Origin of the sequence: Dactylosporangium sp. NPDC049525 (assembly GCF_040676755.1) — a bacterium.
Classification (GTDB): Bacteria; Actinomycetota; Actinomycetes; order Mycobacteriales; family Micromonosporaceae; genus Dactylosporangium.
The window spans coordinates 97,406-115,535 of the sequence record NZ_JBFAPO010000038.1; the positions used below are offsets into that span (position 1 = coordinate 97,406).

Here is an 18,130-nt window from a genome sequence, read left to right on the forward strand (position 1 = left end):
ATCGACCCCGGTGGGTGATCATGCCGTGACGATGCATCGATGTCCGGCGGGGGCGTTCATCCGGACGTGGCGACCGCCGCGACACGTTCGAGGGCGCCCAGCGCCGCGGTCGTGGCCGCGGTGGAGGCGGGCAGCAGCGGCAGCCGCACCGACGGGGTCGGGATCCGGCCGGCCGCGTGCAGGACGGCCTTGACCACGGCCGGGTTCGGCTCGGCGAACAGCGCCGACGACACCGCCGCGAGGCCCAGACCCGCGCGCCGGCCGGTGACCGCGTCGCCGTCGCGCCACGCCTGGTGCAGGGCCACGAACGCACTGGTCGCCACGTGCGCGGAGGCCAGGATGCCGCCGGCGGCGCCGAGCGCGAGCAGCGGCGCGATGATCGCGTCGTCGCCGCCGAGCACCGCGAACCCGGACGGCAGCCCGGCCAACAGTGCGACCGTGTCGCCGCTGATCGCGCCGTCGGACAGCTTCATCCCCACCACGTTCGGGATCGCCGCGATCTCCAGCAGGGTCGCCACGTCCAGGGGTTGGCCGGTCCGGTACGGCACGTGGTACACCACGACCGGCACCGGCGACGCGGCCGCGACGGCACGCAGGTGCGCGAGCACCCCCGCCGCGCCCGGCCGCGTGTAGGGCGGCACGACCACCATCGCCACGTCGCCCCGCACGGCGCGCACCGCGGTCACCGACCCGGCGGTCGAGTTGCCGCCGACGCCGACCAGCAGCGGCACCCCGTGCCGCGCGCAGACCGCCCGGCAGGTGTCCACGACCGCGGCCCGCTCGGCCTCGCTCAGCGTCGCCGGCTCACCGGTCGTGCCCAGCGCGACCAGCCCCGCCGCCCCCTCGTCGAGGACCCGCCCGGCCAGCGACGACAGCGCGTCCAGGGCGACCGACCCGTCGTCGTCGAACGGCGTCACCAGCGGCACGAAGATCCCCGAAAGCTCCATGCGTCCAGGGTCGCGCCGGCCGAGCGGAAGGTCCAGTTCACATTCGCACGGGCGAGCATAAGCTGACCTGATGCTCGACGTCCGCAAGCTGCGCCTCCTGCGCGACCTCGCCGGCCGCGGCACCATCGCCGCCGTCGCCGCCGCCCACAACTACACCCCGTCGGCGGTGTCGCAGCAGCTCGCCGCCTTGGAACGGGAGGCCGGCACGGCGCTGCTGGCCCGCACCGGCCGCGGCGTCACCCTCACCCCCGCCGGCGCGGTCCTCGCCGCGCACGCCGAGGAGGTCCTCGCCGCCCTGGAACGCGCCACCGCAGCCCTCGCCGCGACCCGCGCCGGCCTGTCCGGGCCGCTGCGCATCGGCGCGTTCCCGACCGCGATGCGGACCCTGCTGCCCGCCGTCCTCGCCGCCCTCGCCCGCGAACACCCGGCCCTGGACCTCGCCGTCGACGAGCTCGACCCGGCGCTGGTCCCGCCCCGGCTGCGCGACGGCACCCTCGACGTCGCGCTCGTGCACGACTACGACCTCGTCCCGATCGCCCCCGACCCGGCCCTGGAGACGTCACCGCTGCTGGACGAGACGATGTACCTCGCCGCGACCCGCACCCTGGACCTGGCCGCCTGCCGCGACGAACGCTGGATCCTCGCCGGCCCCGGCACCCTGTGCCACACGATGACGGTCCGGGCGTGCGAGGCGGAGGGGTTCCTGCCCCGGGCCCGGCACCACGCCGACGACTTCGTGACCGTGCTGACCCTCGTCGCCGCCGGCCAGGGCGTCGCCGTGGTCCCGGAGCTCGCCCTGCGCCCGCCGTCGGTGCCGGACGGCGTGGTGCTCACCCCGTTGCGAACCAGGCGCAGGACCCGGTTCGCGTACCGGGCCGGGACCGCCGCCCACCCGGCGATCGCCGCGTTCGTCGCCGCGGTCCGCACCGCCGCCTGATCGAACGACTGCCTGATCGAACGACTGCCTGATCGGACGACGCCACGGTGCGGAGCGGGTGCCGGGCGGGAGCGCACCGGCCGGCGTCGTCAGGCCGGCCCCGCCGCTGTCGACGTAGGACGGCGTGACCGCCTTTACCTCGCAGGACCCGGCGCTGCACCTGCTGCGCCGAGCCACCTACGGACCGACCCCCGCGACCGTGGCCGAGCTGCGCGGGATCGGCGTCACCGCCTGGCTGGACCGGCAGCTCAACCCCGCCGCGATCGACGACGCCGCCTGTGATGCGCTGCTCACCCGATACCCGCTGATCGGCCTCGACATCGGCGGCATCCGGGCGAAGGTCACGGCCGGCGCGATGAAGTTCGGCGCGTGGGACGCCATGCAGCAGCTCGGCTCCGCCGCGGTCGCGCGGGCCGCGTGGAGCAGGCGGCAGCTGCTCGAGGTCATGGTCGACGTGTGGTCCAACCACCTCAACGTCACCTGCCCGACCGGCGAGGTGTGGGACAGCCGCGCCGCCTACGACGTGCTGATCCGCACGCACGCCCTCGGCCGGTTCGCCGACCTGCTCAAGGCGACCGCGACCGCCCCGGCGATGCTGTCCTACCTGGACAACCGCACCTCCACGAAGGCGAAGCCGAACGAGAACTACGCCCGCGAGCTCATGGAGCTGCACACCGTCGGGCTGGTCTACACCGAGGCCGACGTGAAGGACGCCGCGCGGCTGCTCACCGGGCTCACCGTCGACAAGACGACCGGCGGGTACAGATTCGACGCCAACCAGCACGCGACCGGCGCCGTCACCATCCTCGGCTGGCGGCACGACAACGCCACCGCCGGCGGCGGCGAGGCGGCGGCCCTGGCGTTCGTGGAGATGCTCGCCCAGCACCCGGCGACCGCGGAGCGCGTGGTGCGCAAGCTGTGCGTCCGCTTCCTCTCCGACGACCCACCGGCCGCTCTGGTCAGCCGGCTGCGGCAGGTGTACCTGCAGCAGAAGTCCGCGATCGGACCGGTCCTGCGCGCGCTGTTCACGTCGCCGGAGTTCGGTGCGTCGGTCGGCGCGAAGGTCCGCACCCCGTTCGAGGACCTCGTCGCGACGGTCCGGGTCCTGGGTCTGCAGCCGGAGGCGAGCGGCGTCGACGGCGTGCGCGGCCTGTACAACTACCTCGTCGACGCCGGACACGCCCCGATGCGGTGGGCGCCGCCGAACGGCTACCCCGACGTCGCGGCGGCCTGGACCGCGCCGTCCGGGCTGCTGGTCCGCTGGAACGCGCACCTCAACCTCGCCGCCGGCTGGTATCCCAAGCAGCTGGTGCGGCCCGCGTCGATGCTCGCGTCGCTGGTGCCGGCGCTGCCCGCCACGCACGGCGCGTTCATCGACGCCCTCGCCGCCCGGCTGGTCGGCACGACCCTGCAACCCGAGCACAGCGCCGCGCTGCTCGGCTTCCTCGGCAAGACCGCGGCGAGCCCGCTGAAGGCAACCGACCCCGCCGCCGCGGGCCGGCTGCCGTACCTCATCGCCCTCATCCTCGACTCGCCCTACTTCCTGGCCAGGTGACCGCAATGACGCTCGTAAACCCGTGCTGTGAACCCGCGACCGGCATGTCCCGCCGTGGGCTGCTCGGGCGGGCCGCCGCCGTCGGCGCCGGCGCCGCGCTCACCGGCCTCGTCGGCGAGGGCCTCGCCACCCGGCTGGCGTTCGCCGGCACCCCGTACACCGGCGACACCGTGGTCGTGCTGTCGCTGCGCGGCGGCTTCGACGGGCTGTCCGCGGTCGTGCCGATCGGCGACCCCGGCTACTACAGCGCCCGCCCCACGGTCGCCGTGCCGAAAGCCTCGGTGATCGCCGGCGACGGGATGTTCGGCCTGCACCCGGCGTTCGCGCCGCTGCTGGCCCGGTGGACGGCCGGCACGTTCGGCGCGGTCCACGCCGTCGGCCAGCCCAACCCGTCCCGCTCGCATTTCCAGGCGATGGAGGAGCTGGAGCGCGCCGCCGCCGGTACGTCCGTGCGCACCGGATGGCTCGACCGGATGCTCGGCGTCGCCGGTGCCACCGCCCCGACCGCCGGGGTGGCGATGGGCGCGACCAGCCCCGCCCGGCTGTTCGCCGGTCCCGGCCCGGACGTGTCGATGGCGTCCGTGGACCGTTTCACCCTCGCCGGCAACGACGCCAAGACGCCGATGGCGGCCACCCTGGCGAAGCTGTTCGACGGTGCCCCCGCCGTGCTCGCCGACCCGGCCCGCGCCGTCAACGCCACCCTCGGCACGGTCGCGGCCCTGGGCGCGTACACGCCGGCCGCGACGTATCCGGCGACCGCGCTCGGCAAGGCGCTGCGCGACGTCGCACGCCTGGTGAAGGCCAACGTCGGGCTGATGGCGGCGACCGTCGACTTCGGCGACTGGGACATGCACGAGGCGCTCGGCACCCCCGTCAAGGGGCAGAAGATGCACGACCACCTCACGGAGTTCGCGCTCGCCCTGGAGGCGTTCGCGGCGGACCTCGGCGCCGCGTTCAACCGGGTCACCCTCGTCACGGTGAGCGAGTTCGGCCGCCGCGTCGCGGAGAACGGCTCCCGCGGCGTCGATCACGGCAACGGCAACGCCATGCTGCTGCTCGGCGGCGGTGTCCGTGGCGGCCGCGTGCACGGCACCTGGCCGGGTCTGGCCCCGGCGAAGCTGACCGCGGGCGACCTGGCCACCACGACGGACTACCGGTCGGTGATCGGGGAGATCCTCCAGCGCCGCTGCGGCCTGGGCTCCCTCGCCGAGGTGTTCCCGAACGTCACGCCGTCCTCGTTCGGCCTGGTCGCGGCCCGCACCTGAACCCCGGACGCAGTGGCGGCGCCCACGGCCACCCGAGGCGGATTGGACCGCGCCGCCGGGCTGGGGCGCGCCTAGCGTCGAAGGCATGGACATCCTTCGGTACAGCGCGTTCACCACGGACCCCAAGGGCGGCAACCCGGCCGGGGTGGTGCTCGACGCCGCCGGCCTCGACGACGCCGCGATGCAGGCCATCGCCGCCGACGTCGGATACTCGGAGACCGCGTTCCTGTTCCACGAGCCGGACCGCGTCGCCGTGCGGTACTTCAGCCCCCTCGCCGAGGTGCCGTTCTGCGGCCACGCGACGATCGCGACCGCCGCCGCGTACGCGGAACGCTTCGGTCTTGGGCCGCTGCGCCTGCAGTCGCAGGTCGGCACGATCGAGGTGGAGACGCGGGTCGGCGTGGACGGGCTGACCGCGACCCTGCGCAGCGTGCCGCCGCACACCGAGCCGATCGGCGCGGGCGCCCTCGAGGCGCTGCTTCGGGCGTTGCGCTGGGACGCCACCGACCTGGACCCGGCGCTGCCGGTGCGGGTGGCGTACGCGGGCGCCCGGCACCCGGTCGTCGCCGCCGGCACCCGGGCCCGGCTCGCGGACCTGGACTACGACGTGCCCGCGCTCACCGCGCTGATGGCCGAGCACGACTGGACCACGATCGACCTGGTGTGGCGGGAGTCGGCGACGGTGTTCCACGCCCGCAACCCGTTCCCGCCCGGCGGGGTCTACGAGGACCCGGCGACCGGTGCGGCGGCCGCCGCGTTCGGCGGGTACCTGCGCGAGCTGGGGCTCGTCGAGGTCCCCGCGACGCTGCGCATCCACCAGGGCCACGACCTCGGCCGGCCCAGCCTCGTCACGGTCGAGCTGGACGCCGACCCGGGCAGCGGCGTGGCCGTGACCGGCACCGCGGTGCCGATCGAATAGGGGTGCGGAAACGCCGGAAGCGTTGGCCGGTGCACCGCGGGGAGGGCTGATCCTGCCGCGGACATCGGCCAACGCTCTACGAGTCGAGGCAGGCGGTGCCTCTGCTCACCAACGGGCGGGTCAGCAGCTCGACGCGAAGCCGATCACGGCGATCGAGTTGCACGACACGTTGATCGGCACCTGCACGGTGGTCGAGCTCTGGTTGCCGTTGCCGAAGCCGACGTTGTAGCCGGTGGTCCAGTTGCCGCCGTTGTTGTTGTACGCGTACGCGCCGCCGCCGCCACCGTTGGTGTCGTTGGAGTTGCCGTACGAGTTGTTGTTGCCGTACGCGTTGCTGTTGGCGCTGTGCTTCTTGTGCTTCTTCTTCTTGTGGCTGGTGGCGTTCGCGTTGCCGTTACCGTTGCCGTTGGAGTTACCGGCACCGCTGTAGCTGCCGCCGCTGCCGTTGTAGGCGTATGCGCCACCGGAGCAGTTGGCATTCGCGAAGCCGACGATCGCCACTGCGTTGCCGCAGATGTTCACCGGAACCTGGACCGTGGTCGAGGTCTGGTTGCCGTTGCCGAACCCGACATTGGGTCCGCTGATCCAGTCGGCATGTGCGGCGGTGCCGGTGAGCGCGAGGCCACCCAAGGACAGCGCGGCGATCTGCACCGACCGGATGAGCCAGCGATTCATGATGACGACCTTTCGACGAGTTTTCGACGGGTGAACGTCCGTCGCGACCCCCACTTAACCCGAAATGCGAGTCCTGGACGGATATTTCACGAAAAACAGTCACGCAATGCACCCGCAGGGTTACGTAATGTAGCGGCGTACGGCGTGGCGCCAACGGGTCAGCGACAACCGCCGATCCTCGCGATACTCGTGCCCATGCGCCCCGTCGCCCGCGGCTCGCGGCCGGCGGGCGCTACGTCGTCAGCGCCTTCACCAAGGTGCCGCATCCGGCATCCGTCGAGTTCACCCTGGCGGACCTGGACGGCCTCGAGGCCGGCGAGGTCTGGGGGCACGACGGGCACGACCCGGGCGAGGTGGCCCTGTCGCTCAAGCAGTTCCGTGAACAGGCCGACGACGCCTGCTGACCCCGGTCAGGAGGTGACGCGGCGTCGGCGGCGCCACACGTACACCAGCACCAACGACACCGCGAGCACCACCGCCACCACGAGGGCCGGGAGCTCGTAGCGGCGCACGAAGGCGTGCACGCGGTCCAGGTTGCCGCCGGCGAAGGCGCCGACCGACACCCACAGCGCGGTCCACAGCGCCCCGCCGATCGCGTCGCGGACCGCGTACTGGCGCCAGGGCAGGGCGATCGCGCCGGCGATGAGGCCGTTGGTCTGGCGCAGGCCGTCGATGAACCGGGCCACGACGACGATGTTGCGGCCGCGGCGGGCGAAGAACTCCTCGGCGCGGGTGAGCCGGGGCTCGGTCAGCCCGACCCGGCGACCCCACCGCAGGATCACCGGGCGACCGGCGCGCCGGCCGAGCCAGAAGCCGAGGTTGTCGCCGGCGACCGCGGCGGCGAAGGTGACGGCGGCGACCAGCGGCAGGCTCATCTGGCCGTGCCCGGCGAGCACCGCGGCGGCCACGACCACGCTCACCGCGGGGGTGGGGATGCCGATCCCCTCCAGCAGCACGAGCAGTGCGAGGGCGGGATAGCCGTAGCGCTCCAGTTGCTCCACGGGACAATCAGATCATGTCGAGTTGGTACGAGTCGCACATCGACCGGCAGATCCGGGAAGCGCAGGAGCAGGGGCAGTTCGACGACCTGCCGGGCGCCGGGAAGCCGTTGCCGGACCGCGGTGAGCTTTATGACGAGGACTGGTGGATCCGCGACCTCGCCCGGCGGGAAGGGCTGCCGGGTGGGGTGCCGCCGACGCTGCGGCTGCGCCGCGAGGTCGAGGACCTGCCGGAGCTGTTGCCGACGCTGCGGACCGAGGAGCGGGTGCGGGCGGTCGTCGCGGACCTGAACCGGCGCATCGAGCTGGCCCGGCGCGGACTCCTGGACGGGCCGGCGACGATCCTGCCGGCGCTGGACGTGGATGCGGTGGTGCGGGACTGGCGAATCGACCGTTGACACGACGGCGTGGCGCCGCTTACGTTCTCCACAACTGTTAGTCAGTCTACCTATTAGTTGGAGGAGGCAGCAAATGCCGCTCGGGGGATCCTCCAAGCTGCTCAAGGCGCTGAACGAGGCGGCCGCGCTCGGGCACCTGCTGGACCACGGGCAGCTCACCCGGGCCGAGCTGCGCTCCCTGACCGGCCTGTCGAAGCCGACGATCTCCGAGGCGATCAAGCGGCTCGCCGACGCCGACCTGGTCGTCGGCGCCGGGCACGAGACCGGCCGGCCCGGCCCCAACGCGGAGGTGTATGCGGTCAACCCCGACGCCGCGTATGCCGTCGCGATGTCGGTGCGTGACGGCGCACCGTCGCTGACCGCGTCGCTGCACGACCTGCGCGGCGCCCAGCGGGCCAGGCTCGCCGTCCCGGTCGACTTCGCCGGCACCGACCCGGTCACCGCGGTCACGGCCACCATCGACGCGCTGTGCGCGGCGGCCGGCGTCGGCCGCGGCCCGGTCGCCCACGTCCAGCTCGCCGTGGCCGGCGCCTTCGACCCCCGGGACCGGGTCATCCACCACGTCGACGTGCCCGGCTGGAGCCGCCGCGGCCTCGTCGACGACCTCGCCGCGGCGGCCGGCGTGCCGGTGGAGGTCGACAACGACGTCAACCTCGCCGCGCTCGCCGAACGCGCCCACGGCGCCGCGCAGGGCCTGCCGGACGCCGACGGGTTCGCGCTGCTGTGGCTCGGCGAGGCCGGCCTCGGCCTGGCCATCGACCTCGGCGGCGGGAAGCTGCTGCGCGGTGCCCGGGGCGGCGCCGGCGAGATCGGCTACATGCCGGTCGCCACTGACCAGAGCACGGGCGGCACGCGGGACTTCCACGACCTGGTCAGCGGCGCGGCCGTGCGGGCCCTGGCGGCGGAGCGGGGCGTGCCGGTCACCGACGCCGCGCTGGTGCGCGAGCTGGCCGGGCGGATCGTGCTCGGCCTCGCCGCGGTCGTCGCGGTCCTCGACCCGTCGCTCGTGGTGCTCGGCGGCGAGATCGGCCGGGCCGGCGGGGCCGCGCTCGGCGAGGCGGTCGCGAAGGCGATGTCGCGGGCGGCACCGCTGGAGACGGAGATCGCGGTGAGCACCGTCGAGGACGACGCTCCCCTGCTGGGCGCCGCGGACGCCGCACTGTCCGCGGTGAGTCAGGCCCTGCTGGACGCCCTGCGGCAGCCGAGCGTGTAGCACCCGGGCCCCCTGTACCGCGGACGTCGGCCGATCTGGCGGCATCGACCGACGTCCGCGTGCTACCACCACCATCCCCCATGCAAATCACGTTGGTCAATACATGCTGTTGACCGGCTACCTCCGCGCGCCCACGCACCCGTTCGTTCCGACCCCCAGGAGGAACCCCTTGCGTCGCATCGTCCCTCTCCTACCACTCCTCGCGGTGGCGTTGCTCGCCACCGCCTGCACCCCCGGGCCGAAGGACAAGCCGATCGCCGACCCCGGCGCCGACGTCTCCGGCACCGTGGAGTTCTGGCACTTCTTCACCGACCGCGAGGCCACCGCGATCGACGGCGTCGTCGCGGACTTCCAGGCGTCCCACCCGAAGATCAAGGTCGTGGTCAAGTCCGGCCAGGACGACTCGAAGATGACCCAGGCGATCGGCGGCGGGCAGGGCCCCGACGTCGGGCTGTCCTACTCCACCGACATCGTCGGGCAGTTCTGCGCCAGTGGCGCGTGGCTGGATCTCGGGCAGTATCTGACCCGGGACAAGGTGAACCTCGACGGCTTCCCCCAGACCGTCAAGGAGTACACCCAGTACAAGAACAAGCGCTGCGCGATGCCGGTCCTCGCCGACGCGTACGGGCTCTACTACAACAAGAAGCTGTTCGCCGAGGCCGGGATCGCCGGCCCGCCGAAGACCCTCGAGGAGTTCACCGACGCGGCGAAGAAGCTCACCAAGCGCTCCGCCGACGGCACCATCCAGACCGCCGGGTTCCTGCCGCTGTGGGGCTTCTACGAGAACGCCCCGTCGCACCTCGGGCCGATGGTCGGCGGGCAGTGGCTCACCGGCGAGGGCAAGTCCGCGATCGGCGGCGACCCCGCCTGGCAGACCCTGCTGAAGTGGCAGAAGGACCTCGTGGACTGGTACGGCTACGACAAGCTGGAAGCCTTCCGCGCCTCCCTCGGCGACGAGTACTCCGACGCGAACGCCTTCCAGAAGGGCCAGGTCGCGATGAACTTCGACGGCGAGTACCGCATCGCGTTCGCCAAGGACCAGTCGCCGGACCTGCAGTTCGGGGTCGCCCCGATGCCGACGTCCACCCCGGACCGCTACGGCTCCGGCTACGTCACCGGCAACGTCATCGGCATCTCCCGCACCGCGAAGAACCCCGAGGCCGCCTGGGAGCTCATCAAGTACCTGACGACCGACACCAAGGCCATCGTCAAGCTCGCCAACACCCTCAAGAACATCCCGTCCACCAAGGAGGCCCTGGCCTCACCGGACCTCAAGCTCGACCCCGAGTTCAAGACGTTCGTGGACATCTTCAACCACCCGAAGACGAGCACCACGCCGCCGTCGTCGGCCGGGCCCGCGTACCAGGAGACGTTCCAGACGTTCTGCGACACGTGGCAGAGCGGCGGCGCCACCGACCTCGGCAAGGGACTGTCCGAGGTGGACAAGCAGGTCAACTCGCTGCTGCAGCTGGGCGGGTAACGTGCACCACAAGCTCCGCCACGCGCTGACCGTCGCCTCGTTCATGGCGCCGGCGACGGTCGGCATCGTGGTCTTCTTCCTGTATCCGCTGCTGTCCGCGGTCTACTTCTCCTTCACGAAGTTCGACCTGCTCAGCACCCCGGAATGGGTCGGGCTGCGCAACTACCGGCACCTGTTCGACGACCCGTTCCTGACCCGCGCCGCGGTCAACACGCTGTGGCTGTGCGCGATCCTCGTCCCGGCCCGGATGCTGGGCGGTCTCGCCACCGCGATGCTGCTCACCTCGGTCAAGCGCGGCGCGGGGATCGTCCGCACGATCTTCTACCTGCCGGCCCTGGCCCCGCCGGTCGCGGCCACCCTCGCCTTCGTGTACCTGCTCAAACCCGGCGTCGGCCCGGTCAACACCGCCCTGGCGCACATCGGCATCGACGGGCCGCTGTGGTTCAACTCCCCCGACTGGTCCAAGCCGTCACTGGTCCTGCTGGGCCTGTGGGGCGTCGGCGACGTCATGGTGCTCTACCTGGCGGCGCTGCTGGACGTGCCGCAGGCGCACCTCGAGGCGGCCCAGATCGACGGGGCCAACGCGTGGCAGCGCTTCCGGCACGTGACGCTGCCGCACATCTCGCCCGTCGTCACGTTCACCGCTGTCATCGGGGTCATCACGACCCTGCAGTACTTCGCACAGGCGGCCGTCGCCGCGTCCGCGGCCAGCGGGCAGGCCACCACCGGCGCCGGGATCTCCTCGACCTTCGGCTACCCGGAGGGCTCCACGTTCACCTACCCGCTGTGGCTGTACGTCGTGGGCTTCCGCTACGGCGCCCTCGGCTACGCCAACGCGATGGCGGTCGTGCTGTTCCTCGTCGCCTTCGCCGTCTCGCTGCTGCTGCTGCGCCGATCCCTGAAGGTGACATGAGCGGGCAGCGCAGCGGCTTGGCCCGCTCATCATGTGACAGGTCGGGTTCAGGCCGACACCGGAGCGCAGCGGAGGTGGCGGCATGAACCGCTGGTTGTTGTGGACGGCCAGGCACAGCCTCACGATCGCGCTGTGCGTCATGTTCGTCGCACCCGTGATCTTCCTGCTGCTGACCTCGCTCATGACCGACTCGCAGGCGCTGACCGCGTCCTACTGGCCGGACCCGTGGCGCTTCGCCAACTACGCCGACGTGTTCAGCAAGACGCCGCTGCCGCGGTACCTGCTCAACACCGTGCTCTACTCGGTCGCGGCAACCGCGTTCATGCTGCTGGCCAGCGTCCCCGCCGCCTACGCCCTGGCGAAGCTGCGCTGGCGGGGGCAGGGCGTGTACCTGGTGGTCATCGTCTGCATGATGATGATCCCGCCGCAGGTGACGACGGTGCCGCTCTACCTGATGTGGGCGAACTGGGGCCTCACCGGCACGCTGTGGCCGCTGGTGCTGCCGATGCTGCTGGGTGACGCGTTCTCGATCTTCCTGCTGCGGCAGTTCCTGCTCACCATCCCGGGTGAATACCTCGACGCGGCCCGTGTCGACGGCTGCGGCGAATGGCGGACCCTGCTGCGCGTGGTGCTGCCGATGGCGCGGCCCGGGATCGCCGCCGCGGCGCTGTTCCAGTTCTTCTACGCCTGGAACGACTACTACGGCCCGCTGCTCTACACCAGCGAGAACGAGCACAACTGGACACTGTCGTTGGGCCTCGCCTCGTTCAAGACGCTGCATCATGTGCAGTGGAACCTCGTCAGCGCCGCCACCATCCTCACGATGGTGCCCGTCGTGGTGCTGTTCTTCTTCGCCCAGCGCGCCTTCGTACAAGGTGTCACGTTGACAGGAGTCAAAGGTTGAAAATCGCCGTCGTCGGGGGTGGCTCCACCTACACCCCGGAGCTCATCGACGGGTTCGCGCGGCTCGCCCCGTTCGCCTCGGAGATCGTCCTGCTGGACCCCGCCCACGAGCGGCTCGAGGTGGTGGGCGCGTTCGCGCGGCGGCTCATGGCCGCGCACGGACACCCGGGGAAGCTGCGGTGGACGTCCGACGTCGACGACGCCCTGGCCGGCGCGTCCACCGTGGTCATCCAGCTGCGGGTCGGCGGGCAGGCGGCCCGCATCAGCGACGAGACGTTCCCCCTCGCCTGCGACTGCGTCGGGCAGGAGACCACCGGCGCCGGCGGCCTGGCGAAGGCGCTGCGGACGGTGCCGGTGGTGCTGGACATCGCCCGGCGGGCCGACCCCGGCGCGTGGATCGTCAACTTCACCAACCCGGTCGGGATCGTGACGCGGGCGCTGCTCGACCACGGGTACCGGGCCGCCGGGCTGTGCAACGTGGCGATCGGCTTCCAGCGCCGCTTCGCCGCGACCCTCGGCGTCGACCCGTCGTCGGTGGTCCTGGACCACGTCGGGCTGAACCACCTGACGTGGGAGCGGGCCGCGTACGTGGACGGCGTGGACCGGCTGCCATCGTTGTTGGCCGATCACCTTGACGACGTCGCCGCCGAGGTGCAGATCCCGGCGTCGGTCCTGACCACCCTGGGCAACGTGCCGTCGTACTACCTGCGGTACTTCTACTGCCACGACCTCGTGGTACAGGAGGAGCGCGGCAAGCCGACCCGGGGCGCGAAGGTCTCCGAGATCGAGACCGAGCTGCTGCGCATGTACGCCGACCCCACCCTGACGGTGAAGCCGGAGCTGCTCGGGCAGCGCGGCGGCGCGTTCTACTCCGAGGCGGCCGTCGGGCTGATCGCCTCCCTGCAGCACGACGACGGCGGCATCCACGCCGTCAACGTCCGCAACGCCGGCACCATGCCGTTCCTGCCCGACGACGCCGTCATCGAGGTCACCTGCCGCGTCGGCGCGGCCGGCGCCACCCCGCTGCCGGTGACCCCCCTCGCCCCGCACCTGCGCGGGCTGGTCGGCGCGGTCAGCGCCTACGAGGAGCTCGCCGTCGACGCGGCCGTGCACGGCGGGCGGGACCGGGTGTATCAGGCGCTGCTCGCCCACCCCCTCGTCGGCCAGCACGAGCAGGCGACCCGGCTCACCGACGACCTGCTCGCCGCCAACCGCGACCACCTCGCGTGGCTGTCGTGACCGCTCAGCTCTTCGCGGCGGTCGACGGCGGCAACTCCAAGACCGACGTGGTCCTCGGCGACTCCGACGGCCGGATCCTCGCCCGGATCCACGGACCCACCATCTCCCCGCACGTCATCGGGCTGTCCGGCTGCCTGGAACAGCTCGGCGACCTGGTCCGCCGGGCCCGGGCCGCCGCGGCCCTCCCGGCGGCGCTGCCGCTGAGCCGGCTGTCGGCGTACCTCGCCGGCGCCGACCTGCCCGTCGAGGTCGAACGGCTCGACGCCGGTGTGACCGGGCTCGGCCTCGCCGACGCGGTCACCGTCGACAACGACCTGTTCGCGCTGCTGCGCGCGGGCACCGCCGCCCCGGACGCGGTCGGCGTCGTCTGCGGCGCCGGGATCAACGCCGTCGGCCGCCGCCGCGACGGGCACACCTCGCGCTTCCCGGCCCTGGGCCAGCTGTCCGGCGACTGGGGCGGCGGGCAGCACCTCGCCGCGCTCGCGCTCTACCACGCGGTGCGCGGCGAGGACGGCCGCGGCCCCGCCACCGCCCTGTCCGCCGCCGTCATCGCCACGTTCGGGCTGCCGGACGTCGAGGCGGTCAGCGTCGCGCTGCACCTCGGCGAGCTGCCCGCCGCCCGCCTCGACGAGCTGTGCGAGGTCCTGTTCGCCGTCGCCGCGGCGGGCGACGCGGTCGCCTCCCGGGTCGTCCAGCGGCTCGCCGCCGAGATCGAGGCGCTGGTGCGGGTCGCGGCGGGGCGGCTGTCGCTGCTGGACTCGCCCTACACGGTCGTGCTCGGCGGCGGGGTCCTCACCGCCCGCCACCCGCAGCTGCACACCGACATCGTGGCCCGGATCGCGGCGCTGTCACCACAGGCGACGGTCGCGGTGCTCACGTCGCCGCCGGTCGCCGGCGCGGCGCTGCTCGCCCTCGACGCCCTGCACGGCGGTCCCGTCCCGACCAAGGTGGAGGCCGCCGTCCGCGCCGCCCTCTGAGGTCCGGCCGGGGGAGACAGAACGCATCGACCACCGTTACCGTGCGTGTGAGGTGACGGTGGCACGGGACGGGGGTCCGGATGAACCGGCGGCGCGGGATGTGGCTGGTCGCGGCGGCAGCCGCGGTGGTCGTGGCGGCCGTGGTGTGGCTGACACGCTCGCCGGACCTGCCCCGGGTGCCGATCGGCATGGTCGTCGTCGCGCCCAACAGCGGCGAGCGCACCCTTCAGGTTCATCTCACGTATTCGAGCTGCCAGGAGCTCGTGCAGCTCTATGTCGATGAGAGCCTGGCCTCGATACGGATGGTCGCCTTCGTTCGCGACCTGGTCACGTGCGGCACGGTGGACACGACGTCGCAGGTCGTGACCATCCGGCTGGAACTTCCGCTTCGAGGCAGGCCTGTCGTGGACGACACCACGGGCACCCCGCTGAGCGTCGCGAGCTGACACACGGGGCTCAGGCCCGGCGGCGCGCCGCCGATGGGGTTGTGAGGTCAGGCACAGAACTGGCCGATCGGTCAGGTTCTGACCGATCGGTCAGGCATGCTGACCGTCGGAGGTGAACCCCATGGCCCGCAGCAAGACCCGCGACGAGATCATCGCCGCCGCCAGCCGCCAGTTCGCCGAGTCCGGCTACAAGGGCACCTCGCTGCAGGACATCGCGGCCGAGGTCGGCTGCTCCAAGGCCACCCTGCTGTACCACTTCGACAGCAAGGACGCGATCCTCACCGAGCTGTGCGCGCCCGCCATCGCCGAGCTCGCCGACCTGCTCGACGCCGTCAACGCCGCACCCGACCCGGACACCGCGCGGACCATCGCCGTCGAAGGCTTCGTCGAGCTGGCGATGCGGCACCGCCGCGAGATCCAGGTCATCTACGGCGACCTGCCGGCCCTGCTGCTGCAGCCCGCTTTGCGGCCGGTACACGAGCTGACCGAGCAGCTGCACGCGACCCTCGCCGGCTCCTCCGGCACGGCGCAGTCCCGGCTGGCCGCGAAGTTCGTGCTCGCCGGCCTGCCCGCGGTCATCTTCGCCTGCACCGAGTTCGACGACGCGACCCTGCGGGCGGCGCTCATCGCCACCGCCGGCCGGGCCCTGGAATCCCTGCAGTAACCCCTCTCGCAACTTCAGGACAAAGGACGACCGACATGGCAACCGTGCTCTACCGGCTGGGGCGTGCCTCGTTCCGGCACCGCTGGCTCGTGCTGATCATCTGGGTGGTGGTCCTCGGCGGGCTCGGCGGCGCCGCCGCCGCGTTCCGCGGTCCCACCTCGAGCGACTTCACCATGCCGGGCACCGAGTCGCAGCGGGCGATCGACGCGCTGAAGTCGCAGTTCCCCGAGGCCAGCGGCGCGACCGGCACCATCGTCATCGGCGCGCCGCAGGGCCAGCAGCTGGCCGCGTCGAAGAGCGCCGTGGCGGGCCTGATCGCCGAGACGTCGAAGCTTCCCGGCGTCCTCGGCGCGCTCGACCCGTTCCAGACCGGCGCCCTGTCGCAGGACGGGCGATACGGGATGATCACGGTCCAGTTCAAGGACCGGGCCGACAAGGTCACCGACGAGCAGCGCTCCGCCTACGAGGCCAGCGGCGCCGCGGCCCGGCAGGCCGGTCTCCAGGTCGAGCACGGCGGCGAGGTCATGAACGCCGAGCCCGAGGTCGGTGGCACCGAAGGCATCGGTGTCCTCATCGCCCTCGTCGTGCTCGTCGTGACGTTCGGTTCGCTGGTCGCGGCCGGCATGACGATGCTCAACGCCCTCATCGGCGTCGGCGCCGGCATGGCCGGGCTGTTCGCGCTCAGCGGCGCCGTCCAGCTCACCAGCACCGCGCCGGTGCTCGCGCTGATGCTCGGCCTCGCCGTCGGCATCGACTACTCGCTGTTCATCACCTCCCGGCACCGGCAGAACCTGGTCGAGGGGATCGCCCCCGACGAGGCGGCCGGACGCGCCGTCGGCACCGCGGGCTCGGCGGTCGTGTTCGCCGGCGCCACCGTCGTCATCGCCCTCGCCGGTCTCGCCGTCGTCAACATCCCGTTCCTGACGGTGATGGGCCTGGCCGCCGCTGGCACGGTCGCGGTCGCGGTGCTCGTCGCGATCACCCTCCAGCCCGCGCTGCTCGGCTTCGCCGGCCAGCGGATCCTGCCGCGGCGCCTGCGCCGGACCGGCGCGACCGGCGCGCCCAACGCGAACGTGGCCAAGCACGTCGAAGGGTTCGGGTTCCGCTGGGCCCGGGCGATCACCCGGTTCCGCATCCCGGTGCTCCTCATCGGCGTCGTCGGCCTCGGCGCCTTGGCCATCCCGGCCGCCGACATGCGCATCGCGCTGCCCGGCGCCAGCGCCGGTCCCACCGACTCCCCCGCGCGCAAGGCCGCCGACGTCATCGAGCAGCACTTCGGCCCCGGCTTCAACGGCCGCCTCGCGCTGCTGGTGTCCACGGACTCCGCCGACACCACGAAGGCCAAGGCGCAGGAGGCCCTCGGCGTCCTGCAGGGCACCCCGAACCTGCTCGCCGCGACCCCGCCGAACTTCAGCCGCGACGGCAAGACCGCGCTGCTGGGCATCATCCCGAAGACCGGGCCCACCGACGAGGCGACCGAGACCCTCGTCCACGCGGTGCGTGCCAAGGTCAGGCAGGTCCAGGGCGCAGACATCGCGCTGACCGGCCAGACCGCCGTCGGCATCGACGTGTCGGAGAAGCTCTCCGACGCCATGCCGCGCTACCTGCTGCTGGTCGTCGGGCTGTCGATGCTGCTGCTGATGCTGGTGTTCCGCTCGATCCTGGTGCCGTTGAAGGCCGCGGCCGGGTTCCTGCTCACGGTCGGCGCGACCTTCGGCATCACCGTCCTGGTGTTCCAGAAGGGGCACCTGGCCTCGCTCGTCGGCCTCGACACGCCCGGACCCCTGGTGAGCTTCCTGCCGATCCTGCTCATCGGCATCCTGTTCGGCCTCGCCATGGACTACGAGGTGTTCCTGGTCTCCCGGATGCGGGAGGACTACGTGCACGGCGCCGGACCGCAGGAGGCCACGATCAGCGGCATGGGCCACGGCGCCCGGGTCGTGACCGCGGCGGCGCTCATCATGACGTCGGTCTTCGCCGGCTTCATCCTGCTCGACGACCCGGTCATCAAGTCGATGGGCTTCGCCCTGGCCATCGGCGTCGCCATCGACGCGTTCGTGGTCCGCATGACGATCGTGCCGGCGGTCGTGTCGCTGCTCGGCCGGTCCGCGTGGTGGCTGCCGGGCTGGCTGTCGAAGATCCTGCCGAACGTCGACATCGAGGGCGAGAAGCTGCGCCAGCACCTCGCCGCCGCACCGGACCCCGCAACGGAGCCGGTGCACGTCTGAGTCCTGCTCTACCATCGGTGGCCGTGACACACGGGGCGGTCCGGCTGCGGGCTCGGGTCCACCTGTCCCCGGACGGGCGGGTGCTGCGGCCCCGCTCGCCGCTGGCCGAGCTGGCGGCCCGCTCGCCGCTCGGCCGGCACGGCTACGGCCTGCTCGCCGGCTCCCGCGGCGCGCTGGTCGAGTTCGCCGCCTGGTGCCGGGTCGCCGCGGTCTCGCCGCACAGCGTCGTGCACCTGCCCGACGACGGCCGGGCGTGGCTGCCCGTCTGGGACGGCGTGCTCCGCGAACGGCTCGACCTGGCTGGCAGCACCGGCCGTTCTGGATCTTCCCCGACACGCCGGCCGAGCAGGGCGCCGGCCGCGGCCACGACCCG

At 72.5% G+C, this 18,130-nt stretch carries 19 protein-coding genes; 16 read left to right on the forward strand and 3 right to left on the reverse strand.

Annotated elements, in window-relative coordinates; genetic code table 11:
- Positions 1 to 56: 56 nt before the first annotated feature.
- Complete coding sequence (locus AB0K00_RS38445; protein ID WP_363531311.1) at positions 57 to 947, reverse strand: dihydrodipicolinate synthase family protein; 891 nt, start codon at positions 945 to 947, stop codon at positions 57 to 59.
- A 70-nt stretch (positions 948 to 1,017) separates the two neighbouring features.
- Between AB0K00_RS38445 and AB0K00_RS38450 the strand changes: the two genes are divergently transcribed.
- The 4 genes from AB0K00_RS38450 to AB0K00_RS38465 all read left to right on the forward strand — a co-directional run bounded on the left by AB0K00_RS38450 (position 1,018) and on the right by AB0K00_RS38465 (position 5,623).
- Positions 1,018 to 1,884 (forward strand): LysR family transcriptional regulator, encoded by an 867-nt coding sequence (locus tag AB0K00_RS38450; protein WP_363531314.1) that lies wholly within the window; start codon positions 1,018 to 1,020, stop codon positions 1,882 to 1,884.
- A 124-nt stretch (positions 1,885 to 2,008) separates the two neighbouring features.
- Entirely contained in the window at positions 2,009 to 3,439 is a 1,431-nt protein-coding gene (locus AB0K00_RS38455) for a DUF1800 domain-containing protein (RefSeq protein WP_363531317.1), read from the forward strand.
- A 5-nt stretch (positions 3,440 to 3,444) separates the two neighbouring features.
- Complete coding sequence (locus tag AB0K00_RS38460) at positions 3,445 to 4,704, forward strand: DUF1501 domain-containing protein (protein ID WP_363531320.1); 1,260 nt, start codon at positions 3,445 to 3,447, stop codon at positions 4,702 to 4,704.
- A gap of 85 nt (positions 4,705 to 4,789) precedes the next feature.
- Positions 4,790 to 5,623 (forward strand): PhzF family phenazine biosynthesis isomerase, encoded by an 834-nt coding sequence (locus AB0K00_RS38465; RefSeq protein WP_363531321.1) that lies wholly within the window; start codon positions 4,790 to 4,792, stop codon positions 5,621 to 5,623.
- Between the two features lie 120 nt (positions 5,624 to 5,743).
- On the opposite strand, the gene AB0K00_RS38470 is transcribed toward AB0K00_RS38465, so the two are convergent.
- The gene (locus AB0K00_RS38470; protein ID WP_363531324.1) at positions 5,744 to 6,298 is read right to left on the reverse strand and encodes a chaplin family protein; all 555 of its coding nucleotides are present in this window, start codon (positions 6,296 to 6,298) and stop codon (positions 5,744 to 5,746) included.
- Positions 6,299 to 6,555: 257 nt separating this feature from the next.
- On the opposite strand from AB0K00_RS38470, the gene AB0K00_RS38475 reads away from it, so the two are divergent.
- Entirely contained in the window at positions 6,556 to 6,702 is a 147-nt protein-coding gene (locus AB0K00_RS38475) for a hypothetical protein (protein WP_363531327.1), read from the forward strand.
- A gap of 6 nt (positions 6,703 to 6,708) precedes the next feature.
- Here AB0K00_RS38475 and AB0K00_RS38480 read toward each other — a convergent pair whose 3' ends face one another.
- On the reverse strand, positions 6,709 to 7,299 hold the full coding sequence (locus tag AB0K00_RS38480) for a DedA family protein (RefSeq protein WP_363531330.1): 591 nt from the start codon (positions 7,297 to 7,299) through the stop codon (positions 6,709 to 6,711).
- A gap of 14 nt (positions 7,300 to 7,313) precedes the next feature.
- Here AB0K00_RS38480 and AB0K00_RS38485 point away from each other — a divergent pair, with 14 nt between their 5' ends.
- The 11 genes from AB0K00_RS38485 to AB0K00_RS38535 all read left to right on the forward strand — a co-directional run.
- Positions 7,314 to 7,694, forward strand: a complete 381-nt coding sequence (locus AB0K00_RS38485) for a DUF1992 domain-containing protein (RefSeq protein WP_363531333.1) — start codon at positions 7,314 to 7,316, stop codon at positions 7,692 to 7,694.
- 73 nt (positions 7,695 to 7,767) lie between these two features.
- Positions 7,768 to 8,907, forward strand: coding sequence for an ROK family transcriptional regulator (locus tag AB0K00_RS38490; protein WP_363531336.1), 1,140 nt, complete (start codon positions 7,768 to 7,770; stop codon positions 8,905 to 8,907).
- Between the two features lie 169 nt (positions 8,908 to 9,076).
- Positions 9,077 to 10,387 carry an ABC transporter substrate-binding protein gene (locus AB0K00_RS38495; RefSeq protein WP_363531339.1) on the forward strand — a complete coding sequence of 437 codons (1,311 nt, stop codon included), beginning with the start codon at positions 9,077 to 9,079 and terminating at the stop codon, positions 10,385 to 10,387.
- 1 nt (position 10,388) lies between these two features.
- Positions 10,389 to 11,300 carry a sugar ABC transporter permease gene (locus tag AB0K00_RS38500; protein ID WP_363531342.1) on the forward strand — a complete coding sequence of 304 codons (912 nt, stop codon included), beginning with the start codon at positions 10,389 to 10,391 and terminating at the stop codon, positions 11,298 to 11,300.
- Between the two features lie 82 nt (positions 11,301 to 11,382).
- Complete coding sequence (locus AB0K00_RS38505; RefSeq protein ID WP_363531344.1) at positions 11,383 to 12,204, forward strand: carbohydrate ABC transporter permease; 822 nt, start codon at positions 11,383 to 11,385, stop codon at positions 12,202 to 12,204.
- Positions 12,201 to 13,442, forward strand: a complete 1,242-nt coding sequence (locus AB0K00_RS38510) for a 6-phospho-beta-glucosidase (protein ID WP_363531347.1) — start codon at positions 12,201 to 12,203, stop codon at positions 13,440 to 13,442. The genes AB0K00_RS38505 and AB0K00_RS38510 overlap by 4 nt, the downstream gene beginning before the upstream one ends.
- The gene (locus AB0K00_RS38515; RefSeq protein WP_363531349.1) at positions 13,439 to 14,419 is read left to right on the forward strand and encodes a BadF/BadG/BcrA/BcrD ATPase family protein; all 981 of its coding nucleotides are present in this window, start codon (positions 13,439 to 13,441) and stop codon (positions 14,417 to 14,419) included. The genes AB0K00_RS38510 and AB0K00_RS38515 overlap by 4 nt, the downstream gene beginning before the upstream one ends.
- A gap of 80 nt (positions 14,420 to 14,499) precedes the next feature.
- Positions 14,500 to 14,865 carry a hypothetical protein gene (locus tag AB0K00_RS38520; protein ID WP_363531352.1) on the forward strand — a complete coding sequence of 122 codons (366 nt, stop codon included), beginning with the start codon at positions 14,500 to 14,502 and terminating at the stop codon, positions 14,863 to 14,865.
- Positions 14,866 to 14,986: 121 nt separating this feature from the next.
- On the forward strand, positions 14,987 to 15,529 hold the full coding sequence (locus tag AB0K00_RS38525; RefSeq protein WP_363531355.1) for a TetR/AcrR family transcriptional regulator: 543 nt from the start codon (positions 14,987 to 14,989) through the stop codon (positions 15,527 to 15,529).
- Between the two features lie 35 nt (positions 15,530 to 15,564).
- Positions 15,565 to 17,757 (forward strand): MMPL family transporter, encoded by a 2,193-nt coding sequence (locus AB0K00_RS38530; protein WP_363531358.1) that lies wholly within the window; start codon positions 15,565 to 15,567, stop codon positions 17,755 to 17,757.
- Between the two features lie 23 nt (positions 17,758 to 17,780).
- Positions 17,781 to 18,130: hypothetical protein (locus AB0K00_RS38535; protein WP_363531360.1), on the forward strand; the 350-nt coding region annotated here is incomplete at its 3' end.